This is a genomic window from Novosphingobium sp. SG707 (assembly GCF_012275515.1).
In the GTDB taxonomy this organism is placed as follows: domain Bacteria; phylum Pseudomonadota; class Alphaproteobacteria; order Sphingomonadales; family Sphingomonadaceae; genus Novosphingobium.
Window position 1 is genome coordinate 1,030,593 of record NZ_JAAZQL010000001.1, and the last position, 14,896, is coordinate 1,045,488.

At 62.1% G+C, this 14,896-nt stretch carries 11 protein-coding genes; 6 read left to right on the plus strand and 5 right to left on the minus strand.

The window, feature by feature from the left end; genetic code table 11:
- The first annotated feature begins 261 nt into the window (after window positions 1-261).
- Window positions 262-1,908, plus strand: a complete 1,647-nt coding sequence (locus FHW92_RS04170; protein WP_246869893.1) for a sulfatase — start codon at window positions 262-264, stop codon at window positions 1,906-1,908.
- Between the two features lie 24 nt (window positions 1,909-1,932).
- Here FHW92_RS04170 and FHW92_RS04175 read toward each other — a convergent pair whose 3' ends face one another.
- The 4 genes from FHW92_RS04175 to FHW92_RS04190 form a co-directional block, all read right to left on the minus strand.
- Window positions 1,933-3,663, minus strand: coding sequence for an alpha-glucosidase (locus FHW92_RS04175; protein WP_168601922.1), 1,731 nt, complete (start codon window positions 3,661-3,663; stop codon window positions 1,933-1,935).
- Window positions 3,660-5,162 carry a tryptophan halogenase family protein gene (locus tag FHW92_RS04180; RefSeq protein ID WP_168601923.1) on the minus strand — a complete coding sequence of 501 codons (1,503 nt, stop codon included), beginning with the start codon at window positions 5,160-5,162 and terminating at the stop codon, window positions 3,660-3,662. Before FHW92_RS04180 ends, FHW92_RS04175 begins: the two co-directional genes overlap by 4 nt.
- A complete protein-coding gene (locus FHW92_RS04185) occupies window positions 5,159-6,670 on the minus strand; it encodes a tryptophan halogenase family protein (protein ID WP_168601924.1) in 1,512 nt (503 codons plus the stop codon). The genes FHW92_RS04180 and FHW92_RS04185 overlap by 4 nt, the downstream gene beginning before the upstream one ends.
- A gap of 115 nt (window positions 6,671-6,785) precedes the next feature.
- A complete protein-coding gene (locus tag FHW92_RS04190; RefSeq protein WP_168601925.1) occupies window positions 6,786-9,620 on the minus strand; it encodes a TonB-dependent receptor in 2,835 nt (944 codons plus the stop codon).
- Between the two features lie 236 nt (window positions 9,621-9,856).
- Here FHW92_RS04190 and FHW92_RS04195 point away from each other — a divergent pair, with 236 nt between their 5' ends.
- Window positions 9,857-11,113 carry a sugar MFS transporter gene (locus FHW92_RS04195; protein WP_168601926.1) on the plus strand — a complete coding sequence of 419 codons (1,257 nt, stop codon included), beginning with the start codon at window positions 9,857-9,859 and terminating at the stop codon, window positions 11,111-11,113.
- On the opposite strand, the gene FHW92_RS04200 is transcribed toward FHW92_RS04195, so the two are convergent.
- Complete coding sequence (locus FHW92_RS04200) at window positions 10,999-12,126, minus strand: LacI family DNA-binding transcriptional regulator (protein WP_168601927.1); 1,128 nt, start codon at window positions 12,124-12,126, stop codon at window positions 10,999-11,001. The two genes, FHW92_RS04195 and FHW92_RS04200, sit on opposite strands and share 115 nt — an antisense overlap.
- A 236-nt stretch (window positions 12,127-12,362) precedes the next feature.
- On the opposite strand from FHW92_RS04200, the gene yaaA reads away from it, so the two are divergent.
- The 4 genes from yaaA to FHW92_RS04220 are packed head-to-tail and all read left to right on the plus strand — an operon-like array spanning window position 12,363 to window position 14,896.
- Window positions 12,363-13,115 carry a peroxide stress protein YaaA gene (gene yaaA, locus FHW92_RS04205; protein ID WP_168601928.1) on the plus strand — a complete coding sequence of 251 codons (753 nt, stop codon included), beginning with the start codon at window positions 12,363-12,365 and terminating at the stop codon, window positions 13,113-13,115.
- Window positions 13,112-13,813, plus strand: a complete 702-nt coding sequence (locus FHW92_RS04210; RefSeq protein ID WP_168601929.1) for an SDR family NAD(P)-dependent oxidoreductase — start codon at window positions 13,112-13,114, stop codon at window positions 13,811-13,813. Before yaaA ends, FHW92_RS04210 begins: the two co-directional genes overlap by 4 nt.
- Window positions 13,814-13,873: 60 nt before the next feature.
- The gene (locus FHW92_RS04215; RefSeq protein ID WP_168601930.1) at window positions 13,874-14,284 is read left to right on the plus strand and encodes a DUF1801 domain-containing protein; all 411 of its coding nucleotides are present in this window, start codon (window positions 13,874-13,876) and stop codon (window positions 14,282-14,284) included.
- 3 nt (window positions 14,285-14,287) lie between these two features.
- On the plus strand, window positions 14,288-14,896 hold the full coding sequence (locus FHW92_RS04220) for a DNA-3-methyladenine glycosylase I (protein WP_168601931.1): 609 nt from the start codon (window positions 14,288-14,290) through the stop codon (window positions 14,894-14,896).

Sequence of the window (14,896 nt, forward strand, 5' to 3'; positions counted from 1 at the left end):
CGACCCCAGCCGCGCCCTTCAAGGGCAAAGCAACCGAAATCAACGGATAGGATCAAAGAATCCCGCTATATCAGCACTGCAACAACACCCCGCCATCAGGAGCGACAAAATCGCAATCGCTTGCATGAATGTATAATACAAACGATAGCATTTTATTGACACGCCGCCCTCATTGTTTAATCTCGTTAAAAAAATTGGAGAGAACTCGGGGGAAGGGCGCCGCATCAATCGCCCGGCCTCCCCAACAGGGATCATCGCGCGATGACGCTTATCAGACAGGTGCTTTTGAACACCGCCGCAACCCTTGCGTCGATTTCCATGCTGGCCCAGATACCTGCCGCCCAGGCACAGACAGTCGCCAAGCCGACGGCCGCCGCGCCCGGGGAGCAAACCGCCCCGACCCAACAACCGCGCAACATCATTTTCGTTCTGGTGGATGATCTGCGCTATGACATGATGGGTTTTCTCAACCCCGGCCTCAAAACGCCGAATATCGACTTTCTGGCGCGAAACGGCGTCTATTTCAAAAACGCCGCCGTCACCTCATCGCTCTGTTCGCCCAGCCGCGCGACGATCCTGACCGGGGAATCCGTCCGCAATCATCGCGTTGTGGACAATAACGACTCCTCCGAGGACGGCCTGACCTTCTTCCCGTCCTATTTGCAGAAGGCCGGGTACAACACCGCCTTTTTCGGCAAATGGCATATGGGGTGGGACAATGACAAACCCCGCCCCGGCTTCGATCACTGGGTCGCCTTCAAGGGGCAAGGCACCTATTTTCCCACCGAGCAACTCTCACCTGCCGCCATCGCCGCCGGGGAGCGCCAGACACTGAATGTCGATGGCCGGTCCGTGCCTCGCAAGGGCTATATCACCGATGAGCTGACCGATTATGCGATGGATTGGCTTGAGCATGGGCGGGATCCCAAGAAGCCCTTCTTCCTCTATCTGAGCCACAAGGCGGTCCATTCCGAGGCCACGCCACCCGAACGCTATGCCCATCAATATGACGGGATGAAGATCGACCTGCCCGACACCATGGCCAATACGCCCGAGAACAACAAGGGCAAGCCGATGTGGGTTCAGGACCAGCGCAACAGTTGGCACGGCGCGGATTTTCCCTTTGCCACAAACCAGTCCCTGTCGGACATGACGCGCAGCATCTATCGCACGCTGAGCCCGATTGATGACAGTCTGGGCCGGATCATAGCGTATCTGAAACGGGCCAAGCTGGATCGGAATACCATGATCGTGTTCTACAGCGACAATGGCTATCTGATCGGCGACCATGGGCTGACCGACAAGCGCAATGCCTATGAACCTTCGGTGCGGGTGCCCATGGTCGTCTATGCGCCCAACCTTGCCCCCAAGGGTGCGGTGAATGAAGCGCGCGTGCGCAATCTGGATCTGGCCCCGACTTTCCTCGACATGGCCGGTCTTGCCAAACCGGCGCAGATGGAGGGCGACAGCTGGCTTTCCCTGATCCAGGGCAGGCAATCGTCCAGAGACTGGAACGCCACCCATGATTTCATTTATGAATATTACTGGGAATGGACCGTGCCCTTCACCCCCACGACCTTTGCCATCGAACGCAACCGCGTGAAATACATCCAGTATTACGGCGTTTGGGATACAGAGGAAGTCTATGATCTGAACAAGGATCCCGACGAGCGGGTCAATCTGGTCAACGATCCGGCCTATAAGGATATCAAGATCACGCTGCGTTCAACACTGTATCAGAAACTGGCCAATGCGTCGGGGCGGCACGACATTCCTTTTACGGCCAAACTCGGCCCCGGCGTGCTGCAAAGGGACAGGAACGGCACCCATCGGGCCGATTTCCCGGCCTCATGGTATGTCCAGCCCGACCTGCCCACCCGGTTTGACGGATACCGCCCGGAAAAATGATCCGCCCTCGGGCCTGAGGGGGGCTTAGCCCCCCTTGAACGAAACCAACCGCACGCCGAAAGGCTCGAGCGCCGGATGCTCCCCGTCCACCGTCGCGCCCGGCTTGGTGGTCATCAGCGTGCGGCTCAAAGTCGGCCGATGGCCCGGCCAACCGCTGATCGCAAGCGTCTGCGGCTGAGCGCTCATGTTGAGCAGAACCAGCACGCCGTTGCCGCCCGCATCGCGCCGGGCATAGGCGAGCACTTCGGAATTGCCGGATTCCAGAGGGACATAGGCCCCGCTGCGCATGGCGGCGTTCGTCTTGCGCAGTTGCAGCAGGCGGGCATACCAATGATAGAGCGATCCCGCATCGGCCCGCTGGCGGGCGACATTGACCGTCGCGGCCGAGCGCCCAACCGGTAGCCAAGGATCGCCGGTGGTAAAGCCTGCTTCCTTGCCCGCGCTCCATTGCATGGGCGAGCGTTCGGGGTCGCGGTTGTCGGCTACCTTGCGCTTGGGGCCAAGGGGAATGTCGCGCAGTTCATCGGGCGCCAGATCGGGCATGCCGATCTCTTCGCCATAATACATCAGCGCCGTGCCGCGCAGGGTCAACGTCATGGCCGAAGTGATCCGGGCGATCCGGTCATTATGCAGGCCATCGCCAAAACGGGACCATTGGCGCGGGGTATCATGGTTGCTGAAATGGAAAACCGGGGGAAAGCCATCGAGCTTCAGCTCCGCCTCGTCAATCCGCGCCTTGAAGGTCGATGCGTTGAGACTGGTCACATCCTTGTACAGGAAATCCATCGGCAGATTGATCTCGTCGCCCTTTGCGCCATAAACCCGGCGCAGATCGGCAATCGAGGAAATCGCATTTTCGCCCAGCAGCACCCGATCGCCGGGGAAACTGTCCACCACCTTGCGCAGGCCCCGCAAGGCCGCGCGCGTGGCGGGCAGATTGCTGTTATACGGCTTGAGGCCGACCGGGGCCCCCGATTTCACATCGGGATCCTGAGGCCAATTGGTATCCTCGAACAGATAGGGCGTCGCATCGAGGCGGAAGCCGCTGGCCCCGTGTCGCAGCCAGAAGCGGGCCACATCATACATCGCCTTTTGCAGCTCCGGATTGGCCCAGTTGAGATCGGGCTGTTCCTTCAAAAAGACGTGATAATAATATTGGCCGGTCGGCTTGTCATATTCCCATGTCGATCCGCCAAAGATCGACTCCCAATTGGTGGGCGGGCCGCCATTGGGCGCGGGATCATGCCAGACATACCAGTCGCGCTTGGGATTGCTGCGCGATGATCGCGATTCCTTGAACCACGGATTCTGGTCCGAGGAATGGTTGAGCACCAGATCGACCATCACGCGAATGCCGCGCTTGCGCGCCTCGCGGGTCAGCCGGTCCCAGTCAGCCATCGTGCCATATTCGGGCGCCACGGCGGTGTAATCGGACACGTCATAGCCGAAATCGGCATTGGGCGAGGGGAAGAAAGGCGTCAGCCAAATGGCGTCAACCCCAAGCTCCTTGAGATAATCGAGCCGCTGCGTCACGCCATTGAGATCGCCGATCCCGTCGCCATTGCTGTCCTGAAAGCTGCGGGGATAGATTTCATAAATGACGGCATGGGTCCACCATGGCTCGGCCTTTACGGCCGCCTTCTCCGTCTGCGCGGCAGGGGCCGGTTGGGCGGCCTGGGCCGGAAAGGCGCTCAGGGCCAGCACGGTGCCCAGCGCCGCGGTGAGTGCAAATTTGCCGATTTTCGGGGTTCTCATGCTGCCACCTTCTTCATTTGGGCAAGGGCATCGCCATGCGACGGGAAATTGAGACTGCATCCATCCAGAAACCGCGCCAGATCGCGGGACCGGTAAAAATCGACATCCTCGCGCTGCATCTCGGCCAGCGGCGGGAACGCGCCATAACCGGCCAGCAGGCAATGCCATGAAGCGCTGTTGAAATGGCTCAGGCCCGGCGGCCGGGCGAGCAGCGCTGCCAGATCGCCCCGGCGAAACCATGTATCGAGGATCTGGAGCAGCGGATCGGACAGATCATCATTGTTGCGATTGGCGCGCCAATAGTCGCTGTCATCGCGCGTATTCAGCTTGTAATGGGCGACAATATAGTCGCGCACCCGCTCCACGCGGTCGGTGATGACGGCGTTGAAGACATCGCGATATTGCGGCGTGAAACTGCCCCGCTCCATATGATCCATGAACAGATCGACGGTGTTGAGCACCAGATGCAGTGCGGTGGCCTCGAGCGGCTCGACAAATCCCTGCGCCAGGCCGACGGCAAGGCAGTTCTGCTCCCAGTGCCGGGCAAGCTGGCCGGTGTGAAAACTGAGGTGGCGCGCCTCAACCGGGCTGTCGAGCATCCCGGTTGAGGCGCGCAATTCCTGCTCTGCGGCATCGGCAGACAGGAAATCCCTGCTGTAAACATAGCCGTTGCCGTTGCGGTTGGTCAGCGGGATCGACCATGCCCAGCCATGGGAAAGCGCGGTCGCCGTGGTTTCTACCGGGATCAACGCAGCGGAGGGCGTGGGCAGCACCACAGCGGCATCGTTGAACAGATTGGAGCGAAAGCTGACAAACGGCACATCGAGCACGCCGCGCATCAGCAAGGCGGCAAAGCCTGTGCAATCGACGAAATAATCCGCCTCAATCCGCCCGGCCCGGTCGGTCATCACCGCCGCAATCGCGCCGCGATCATCGCGGATAATGTCCTGCACCTGCGCCTGATGATGCGTCACCCCGCGCGCCGTGGCGCAATCGCGCAGAAACCGGCCCAACAATCCTGCGTCGAAATGATAGCCATATTCCATGCGGAACGGGAAATGGGCGGGCGCGAGCGGCGCCTTGCCCTGCGCGGCCAACACCCCGCCCAGCAGGAAATCGTCCGGCGCGGTCGGCACATCCAGCCCCAGCCTGCGATTGCCGCAATTGAGGGTAAAGGCTTCCTCGGTATGCAGATCGAGCTGGGTCAGGAAAGGGTGGCTGTATTGCGCCACGCCCGAGGCCGGGCTCCAGCCCCGAAAGCGGATGCTGGCCTTATAGGTCGCACAGCAGGCGGGCATCCATTCGTCCTCGGCAATACCCAGAACCTCAAAAAACCGCTTGAGCGTGGGGGTCGATCCCTCGCCCACGCCGATGGTGGCGATCTCGGGCGCTTCGACCAGCGTGATCTGCGCCTTGCCTGCGCCCCAGCGATGGGCCAGCAGATTGGCGGTCATCCAGCCTGCCGTACCCCCGCCGATGATCGCGATGCGCAAGCTCATGCCGGTTGGCCCAGAAAGCGTTGCAGATAGTCGTCATGGCTGGGCAACTGATCGAGCGGGCGGGCTTTCAATTGCGCCAACTGGGCCAATTGCCGGCGCAATTGCTCCTCGGACGGGCCATCGGCCAGCGGGTGATAATCGGCGGGCAAAATGCCCTGCCCCATCAACACCTGCACCCAGGACGGCTCCATGAAAATGTCATACTGATCCTGAACCAGCGTGCCATTGGCCGAAAACAGAGCGATCTTGCGCGCCAGCCTTTCGGGCACCTCCATCTGGCGAAGGTCGCGCCAGAAAGCGGAATCGCGGCGTTGATTGGCATGGTAATGCAGGATGATGAAGTCGCGGATCAGCTCCATCTCGATCTGCGATTGCCGGTTATATTCCCCGATCAGATCGGCTGTAATCCCGTCATGCGGAAACAGGTGCAGCAGGCGCGTGATCGCCGACTGGATCAGATAGATGCTGGTGGATTCAAGCGGTTCGAGAAAGCCGCTGGACAAGCCGATGGCCACGACATTGCGGTTCCATTGGCGGCGCGCGCGACCGGTGCGGAAATGGATGATGCGAGGTTCATCCAGCGCGGGCGTTTCCAGATGGCCCAGCAACACCTGCGCGGCCTCATCGTCGCTGCAAAAGCGGCTGGAATAGACCAGCCCGTTGCCGTTGCGATGTTGCAGCGGGATCTGCCATTGCCAGCCCGCGCCATGGGCGATCGAGCGGGTGAAAGGCGCGGTTTGCGCATGACGCTGAGACGGCACCGCCATCGCGCGATCACAGGGCAGCCAGTGGCTCCAATCCTCATAGCCGGTGCCCAATTGCTGCTGGATGAGCACGCCCCGGCTGCCCGAGCAGTCGATGAACAGATCCCCCGCCACCTGTCGCCCGTCGTCCAGCACCAGCGCCATGATGTCGCCCACCCCGGCGGCGCGCTGAACATCGCGGACCTTGCCTTCGGTGCGCACCACGCCAAGCTTTTCGGAATAGCGGCGCAGGAATTGACCATAGAGGCCGGAATCGAAGTGATAGGCATAGGGCATGTCCCAGATGGGATCATTGCCGGTGGTGGGCGCGAATTTGCCGCCTCGCGCGCTCAGATAATTGAGGTCGAAATCCCAATAGCTGCCCTCGATCCCCAATTGGCGGGCGCGGGTCCAGAAATGGTGAAACGAGCAGAAGGGCAGGTTGCGCCCTGCCGCGCCAAAGGTGTGATAATAGCTCTCGCCAATCGCGCCCCAGTTTTCAAACCGGATCGCCAGCTTGATCGTCGCCTTGGTTTCGCGCAGAAATTCCGCCTCGTCTATGCCCAGCACGGCATTGACCTGCTGGATCGGCGGGATGGTCGCCTCACCAACGCCGATAATGCCGATGTCATCGGATTCGACCAGTTCGATGGCGATCTTGCGCTCTTGTGTGGTTACCCCCAGGACCTTGGCCAACAAGGCGGCCGTCATCCAGCCGGCTGTGCCGCCTCCCAGAATGACCACCTTGCGGATCGGTCGGGTCACGTTTGCATCCTCTTGTGTTTTGGTGATGGGCGCCCTCCCCGCCCGTTGGGGCGAGCGGGGAGAACTATCATGAACAAGGCCCGGTACGAACAAGGCCCTGTCAGAACGGCCTCGTTCAGAAGAACGAGTAGGTCAGGTTGAGCAGGAAGTTGCGCCCGAAGGTTTCCACCCGCGTGACCAGCCCGCTGGCCGTGTCGGTATAGGTATCCTTCTGGTCGGTCAGATTCTGCGCCTGAACCGAGACTCGCAGTCCCTTGAGATAGGCAATGTTGGTCTGTTTGAAATCAAAGCCGATCTGGGCATCAACCAGCGTTTGCCCCGCCCGGTTGACCGGCGAGATCGTGTTCGAACCGCCACGGTCCTCCGACAGCCATTTCGAGCGATTGTTGATCGAGGCGCGGGCCGAGAAGCCGCCCTTTTCAAAGAAGCCGGTAAGCTGGAACACCCGCTTGGACAGGCCCGGCACATCGGTGCCATCCTTCAGGCCGCCGTCAGTGAAGGCCGCTCCGCCCACGATGCCGAAGCCGTCAAGCGCATGGATGAACCGGCCAAAGGGCAGGCTGGCCTGAATTTCGATGCCTTTGACCTCGCCCTTCAATCCGCCGGTATAGGTGGTGTTCAGCCCCTTGAACGTGGCGGGCGTATAGATGGTCGAGCCATTGCTGCTGACCGCCTGATGATAGCCGGGGATATAGAACTGGGTGAAATCGCGCACCGTGGTGGTGGCCACGTTCCAGTTGACCAGATCCTTGTAGAAGGCCGAGATCGAGATGAACCCGTCGCGGGCAAAGTAATATTCATAGGAGGCGTCGAACTGGTTGGCCTCATAGGGGCGCAGTTGCGCATTGCCCGATGTCGACACCCATGGGCCAAGCCCCGGATCGGTGTTGGTCACATTGGCCACATTGTTGCGGAATTTCACCGAGGAGCCGGGGTTCAGATAGTCGATGCGCGGGCGGCTGATGACCTTGGAGGCGGCAAAGCGGAGCGTATGCCCGCTGCCCAGATCAAAGTTCAGGTTCAGGCTGGGCAGGACGCGGGCGTAATTGGCCCCATCGTTGATCGGCGTGGCGATATCGAGCTGGTTCGAGCCGATCACCGAGTTGAAGCCCGAGGCGCGCTGGCTGGTGATAACGCCTTGCAGGCCGACATTGCCGAACATACGGACGCCGCCGAACTCCTTCTCGAAATCGGCCTTGATGAAGGGCTGCCACACCTTTTCGCGGATCGTATAGGTATCGCCCATACGGTCGGGTTCAAGGCTGGCCGCGTCATAGCGGGTGTAGAAATTGCTGTTGATCAGCCCCAGCGCATCATAGGCCACGACATTACCCAGACCCGCCCAGTTCACATCGGCCACACCGCGCCGCGCCGAAGAGGGAATGGCGCCATCCAGCGGATAGGTGCTGGCGGTCAGGAAGTAGCCCTGATTGACCTTCGACTTCTTGTGGTCGGAATAGCGTACGCCCAGATTGACATGCTTGATGAAGGAATCCTCATAATCCTTCTGCACCGCAAAGCGCAGGGAATCGAGGTTTTCATCAAAGATCGCGGTGTTGAGGAAGCCGTCCTGCGCCTGGGCAAAGCCGATCGGCTGACCGCCCGCACCGATCACAGCGGTCTGGTTCAGCGCCGCGATGGGCGACAGGCTGCCGCCCCATGATTGCGGCCCGGCCAGGCGCACGGTGTTGTAATTGTCATAGGTCTGCGAATTGTTCGAGAAGGTCAGGCCATTGTCGCCATAATTGTAGGTGCGGATATTGTTCGGCCCCTGGGTGGTCAGGCCCGCGCGGCCAAGGCCCGAATAGCTCTCGGCCCGCGTGTCGCGCTTGGTGCTCTCGGAATGGGCCACATCAAGCGAGAGATGCAGATCGGACGCCGGATCATATTTCAGATTGCCGCCAAAGCTCTTGAGCTTGCCCCGCTTGTCCAGCGGATCGGTGCGCAGGACCGAATTGAAACCGGTGGTGCGCGCCGAGGTGATGGCGGTGGCGTTCGAGGAAATCACCGTGCTGCCGTCCGGGGCAATCGGCAGGGCTTCGATAAAGCCGCGCGAAATGCCCTGGTCGGCAAAGTTGATGTAGAGCGCGTCAACCATCGCGGTGAAATTTTCGGCAGGCTTGAATTCGATCACGCCCGCCAGCGTGTCGCGCTTGAGCACGCGCGAGCGCGAGGAGATGTCGATCCCGGCCGGGGCATATTTGCCCGCATTGGCGCCCGAGGTAATCGCCCCCTTGTCATAGCCCCAAACGCTGAAATACTGATCCTGCGTGGGCGAGGAGGTGGTGGCCGCCGTCAGCGCAACGCCGATCGTGTCATTGGCAAATTTGTCGCTGAACGACAAGGCGACGCGATAGCCCTGATCCTTGAAATCGGGGTTCTTCGACTTCTGGCCATTCTGTTCAAACGTGCCGTTCACCACCAGCGTGCGCTTGTGCTCAAGCGGATGGATCGTGCGCATGTCCACCGTGCCGCCCACGCCCATCGCCGTCAGGTCGGCATTGGGGGTCTTGTACACCACGGCGGTGTCGATGATTTCGGACGGATAGAGGTCATATTCCACGCCGCGATTGTCGCCTATGCCGATCAATTCGCGCCCGTTCATCGTGGTGCCCACGAAATCCTCGCGGAAGCCGCGCACCGAAATGCCGCTGACGCGCCCGGCGCGGCGTTCACCGGCCAAACCTGCAAGGCGGCCCAGCGAATCCGCCACGCTCGATTGCGGCAATTTGCCGATGTCTTCGGACGAAAGCGCCTCGATCACCCCGGCGCTCTTCTGCTTGACGGCCTGGGCGCGTTCAAGGCTGGCGCGCATCCCGGTGACGACGATATCGGCAGTGGCGGCGGCCGGCTGGGGCGCGGCCTGAGGAGCGGTTTGCGCCAATGCGGGGCCATGGCTCATCAGCGCGATGATCGCGGTGGAGCAGGCAAGACTCTTCTGTAACTTCATGAGTTTGGTTCCCTCCCTGGACGTGTCTGGCAGATCGCAATCTGGCCGCCAGCCTTCGTTCGACGACAATCTTGAGACTTTACGCAATCGGTTGCAATGGGTAGGCGTTCCGTTTGCATATGCAAATTTTACGCACTCTGTCCGCCCCGCCAACATCGAGGCATAAGCACGCGATGAACAAAGTTTCCGTCCTCGCTGCCTCTGATCGCCAACAATCGCTTCAAGCGGTTGCCCTGATGGTATTTCTGGTCATGGGCCTGTCGGGAGCGATGGGGCCAACGCTGATTCCGGCGATTCGCATCGTCTTTGGTCTTGGCCTTTCCGCCGCCATGACGGTGCAATGGATCCCGCTGGTGGTCAGCGGGCTGTCCTCGCTGATTCTGGCGCAATTGCTGCACCGTTTTGGGGCAAAGGCGATGGTGCTGGGCGGATTGGGTCTGATGACGCTGGGCTGTCTTCAGGTGCGGCTGTTCATCCTTGCCCCCTTGGGCGTTGATGCGCGCTACGGGCTGATGCTGGCCTCGCTGGCGGTCATTGCCCTGGGCACATCGGTGCTGCAGGTGGCGGCCAATCTGCTGGTGGTGCAACTGGGCCATGTCCGCAAGGCCTCCTCGCGCCTGACGCTGGCGCAAAGTTTCAATTCGCTGGGCGTGCTGGTGGGCGTGTCGCTGGGCACCAATCTCGCGCTGGGCGCCAAGGCGACGGGCGCCCCCGCGATGGCCTTGGGCATTGGTCAGGCCTATGGCTGGTCTGCGGCGATCAACGGGCTTGTACTGATCGCGGCGGTCGTGGTCGGAGCGACCGCATGGGCCGGTTCGCGCCCCGCCGCTCCGGCAGGGGGGATGCCATCGAGAGGTGCAGCCATCCGCGCGGCGCTGGGCTCCGGCTGGGCCTTGGCCGGGGCCGGAGGGATTGCGCTTTACGTCGGCGCCGAAGGCTCCATCGGCAGCATCCTCATTCCCTATCTGCACCAGAAATCGGTGCTCAATCTGACCTTGGAGGAGGCGGGGCACTATCTGGGCTGGTTCTATTGGGGCGGTGCGCTGGCGGGGCGTCTGGCGGGCACATGGCTGCTCCACCGCTGGCCTGCGGCGCGGATGCTGGGCATGGCGGCGGGCGGGGCCGTGATCGCCAGCGCGCTTGCCGCACTGGGTTCGGGAGCGCTGGCCGGCTATGCCGCGCTCAGCATCGGCCTGTTCAACGCAATCATGTTTCCGGTCATCTTTTCCATCACGGTCGAGCGATCGACGGCGCCCTCGGCGGCTGTGTCGGGATTGTTGAGCACCGCGATTGCCGGGGGCGCGATCCTTTCTGCGCTGGTCGGATGGACCGGAGAGCATTTCGGCTTTGCTCTCTGCTTTGTGATCCCGATGCTGGCCTATGGGTTGATCGCCTTGTTTGCCGCCTGCGGGGCGGTCCTTCCCTCGGCGGACAAGGCCCCGCAGGATTCGCGGACAACCAGTTCGGTGGGCAATCTTTCGGAACGCACCTGATAACCCGCCATCAAGCGCAGCAGTTTCGAGACCAGCAGATGGCCCGCGAGGATCGTGTCCTGACGGATCGTGGTCAATTGGGGATGGGCCAGACGGGCGGCCTCGCTGTCATCATAGCCGACAATGGCCACATCCTCGGGCACGCGCCGTCCGCGTTCATGCAGCGCGCGCATGGCCCCCACCGCGACCAGATCCGATGAGGCGACAATCGCGTCAAAGGCGACCTGCTGATCGAGCAACGCCTGTACCGCCTCCATGCCCGCCTGCATCCCCGAGGGCGCGGGGCGCGGCATGGTGAGATCGGCCGGAAGCCCCACCCCGGCCAACGCGCTGCGAAAGCCCGAGAGCCTTTCCGACAATTGCGCCTGCCGGGTCTGGGCGGTGGTGATGGGCGCCGCCTGCCCGATAAAGGCGATCCGCTTTCGCCCCAGTTTCACCAGATGGCTGGTCGCCTGCCACCCGCCTTCGGCATTGTTGCTGCCCACCGAACAATAGAGCTGATCCGGCGTTTCCACGCCCCAGACGACAAAGGGCCGATTGCCCTGCGCCATCCGGTTCAGGCCGGAGTGAAACTGCGACTGGCCCAGAAAGATGATGCCGTCATAGGGATGGCTGGCCATGAAACGGGTCAGCGAGGCGTCATCATAAGGCGCCTGAGACGATATCGAAAAATCCAGCCCATGGTCGCGCATCGCCGCCCCGATCCCCCCCAGCAGGTTAAGCTCAAAGGAATTGGCAAGGCGGCTCCCGCTGGGCAAGGCGACAGGCATGACCGCGCAGATTGAGCCGCTGCGTTTGGGCTTTCGCGCGCGGCTTTGGTTCTTGTCCCTGCCCCCTTCGCGCAAGGGATAGCCCAGTTCCCGCGCGATGGCGACAACCCGCGCCTTGGTTTCGGGCGTTATGGCGGGGTGATCGTCCAGCACGCGCGACACCGTGGCGACAGAAACTTCTGCGGCCTGCGCAACATCAATCAGGCGCGGCCTGCGCCCGACAGCCGCCCGATCATTCGCCATCGCAGCAAGGACCCGGCGCCCGCATCAGGGCGTTACGGCGAATCACCGGGCCGGACCGACAGCAGTTCATGGCATTCCCCCCTGTTTTGCGGAAGGTTTTAGCATCGGACCGCCGCCGTTTCCACACGCGTCCGGTCCGCCTCCACAGGCTTATCCCTGATCCGATTGCAGGGGCCGCGCCACATGGCCGCGCGGACAGTTTGACGCTGCCCGCCGCTCCCGCTAACGCGGCGGCGATGATTGCACTGCTCTCCCCGGCCAAGACGCTCGATTTCGAGCGCGCCCTGCCCCCGCTTGCCGTTTCGACCCCGCATTTCGCCCAGGAGGCCCTCGACCTCGCGCATTCGGCCGCCGATCTGTCCGCCGAGCAATTGGGCAAGCTGATGCATATCTCGCCCAAGCTGGCGCAATTGAACGTCGAGCGTTTCAACAGCTTTGCCGAGCAGCCGGAAAGGCAGGCGCTCTTTGCCTTTGTCGGCGATGTCTATACCGGCTTTGAGGTGCATACGCTCGATGAGGCAGGGGTAGCCTTCGCGCAGGATCATGTGCGGATGCTCTCGGGGCTCTATGGGCTGCTGCGGCCGCTCGATGCCATCCGGCCCTATCGGCTGGAAATGGGCACGCGCTGGGCGCCGGGCCACAAAAAGCTGACTGACTGGTGGGGCGACCGGATCGCCAACCATCTGCGCGCGCAGGTGGCGGAGGAAGGCTCGGGCGTGGTGCTCAACCTTGCCAGTCAGGAATATTTCGCCGCCGTGGCGGGGCAATTGCCCGGGCTGCGCGTGGTCGAGGTGGAGTTTCGCGAGGCAGGCCCCGATGGCCCGCGCTTCGTCAGCTTTCACGCCAAGCGGGCGCGGGGCATGATGGCGCGCTGGATGTGCGAAAACCACATTGCCGACATTGACGCGATGCGCGGCTTTGACAGCGACGGCTATCGCTTCGACGCCGCCGAGAGCGACGCCGACCGCTGGCGGTTCACCCGCGCATGAGCGGCAACAGCGCCGTCATCATCGGGGCGTCGGGCGGGATCGGCCATGCCTTTGAGGCGGCGCTGATTGAGGAAGGCGGGTTTGAAACCGTCCATGGCTTTGCCCGCTCGCGCCCCGGGGCGCAGCATATCGACCTGCTCGACGAGGCCAGCATTGCCGCGGCCGCCGCGCATGTGGCCAAGGGGCCACCGCCCACTCTGATCATTGTCGCGACCGGATTGCTGCATGATGGCGACCTCGGGCCGGAAAAGGCGCTGCGCGATCTTGATCCGGCGTGGCTGGCCAAGGTCCATGCCGTCAATGCCATCGGTCCGGTGCTGGTGGCCAAACATTTCCTGCCGCTCATGCCCCGGACCGGGCGGGCGGTCTTTGCCGCGCTCTCGGCGCGGGTGGGGTCGATCACGGACAATCGGCTGGGCGGATGGCATGGCTATCGCGCCTCCAAGGCGGCCTTGAACATGCTCGTGCGCAATCTTGCCATCGAGGAGCGCCGCCGCAATGATCGCTCGATTGTCGTCGCGCTGCATCCCGGAACGGTCGATACGGCGCTTTCGCGCCCGTTTCAGGGCAATGTCGCAGCCGGAAAGCTGTTTGATGCCGAGCGGGCGGCCCTGCAACTGCTCGATGTGATCGAGGGGCTCAAGCCGCATGACAGCGGCAAACTCTTCGATTTCGAAGGCATCGAGATCCCCTTTTAATTGAACCTCCGCCCATCCCGTGGCAAATGCCGGACAAGAAAATACAGTCGGGATGTAGCCATGACAGAGCAGGAAACACCATCCGCCCGGATCGATGCCAAGCTGGCCAGTCTGGGCGACTGGCGGGGCGAAAGCCTGGCGCGTTTGCGCTCCATGATCCTGCAGGCCGATCCCGATGTGGTGGAAAGTGTGAAATGGGTCAAACCATCCAATCCATTGGGCGTGCCGACCTGGGAACATGCGGGCATACTGTGTACGGGCGAGGTCTATAAGGCCTATGTCAAACTCACCTTTGCCCATGGCGCGGCGCTGGATGATCCGGCCGGACTGTTCAATGCCGGATTTGGCGGCGGCACGCGGCGGGCAATCGACCTGCGCGAAGGAGAGATGGTCGATGCGGCGGCTTTCGATGCGCTGATCAAGGCGGCGGTTGCCTTCAACCTCGGCAAACAGACCATCCGGAAAGCCTGAACGATGAGCGCGACCATTCCCGGCCCCGACGGGCATCATCGCTGTCGCTGGTGCGCCGCAACGGCCGATTATATGGCCTATCATGACACCGAATGGGGCTTTCCGGTATCCGATGACCGCCGCCTGTTCGAAAAGTTGACGCTGGAAGGGTTTCAGTCGGGGCTGAGCTGGCGCACCATTCTGGCCAAGCGCGACAATTTCCGAGCCGCCTTTGACGGTTTCGATTTCCACCGCATCGCCCTCTATGACGAGGCCGATGTCAAGCGTCTGTTGCATGACGAGGGCATCGTGCGCCATCGCGGCAAGATCGAGGCCACGATTAGGAATGCCGGGCGCGCGGTGGAAATGGTCCGGCAGGAAGGCTCGCTGGCCGCCTATTTCTGGCGCTATGAGGAAAAGGTCGAACCGGGCGCCGCGTTGCAGGCCGTCTCAACCACCCCAACCTCGGTGGCCCTGTCCAAAGATCTCAAAAAGCGCGGCTGGGCCTTTGTCGGACCGACCACCGCCTATGCCTTCATGCAGGCAATGGGGCTCGTCAACGATCACGCCATCGGATGCGTAGCAAGAGCACGCGTGGCGCAGGCCCGCGCCGCCTTCACCCCGCCGCAATAA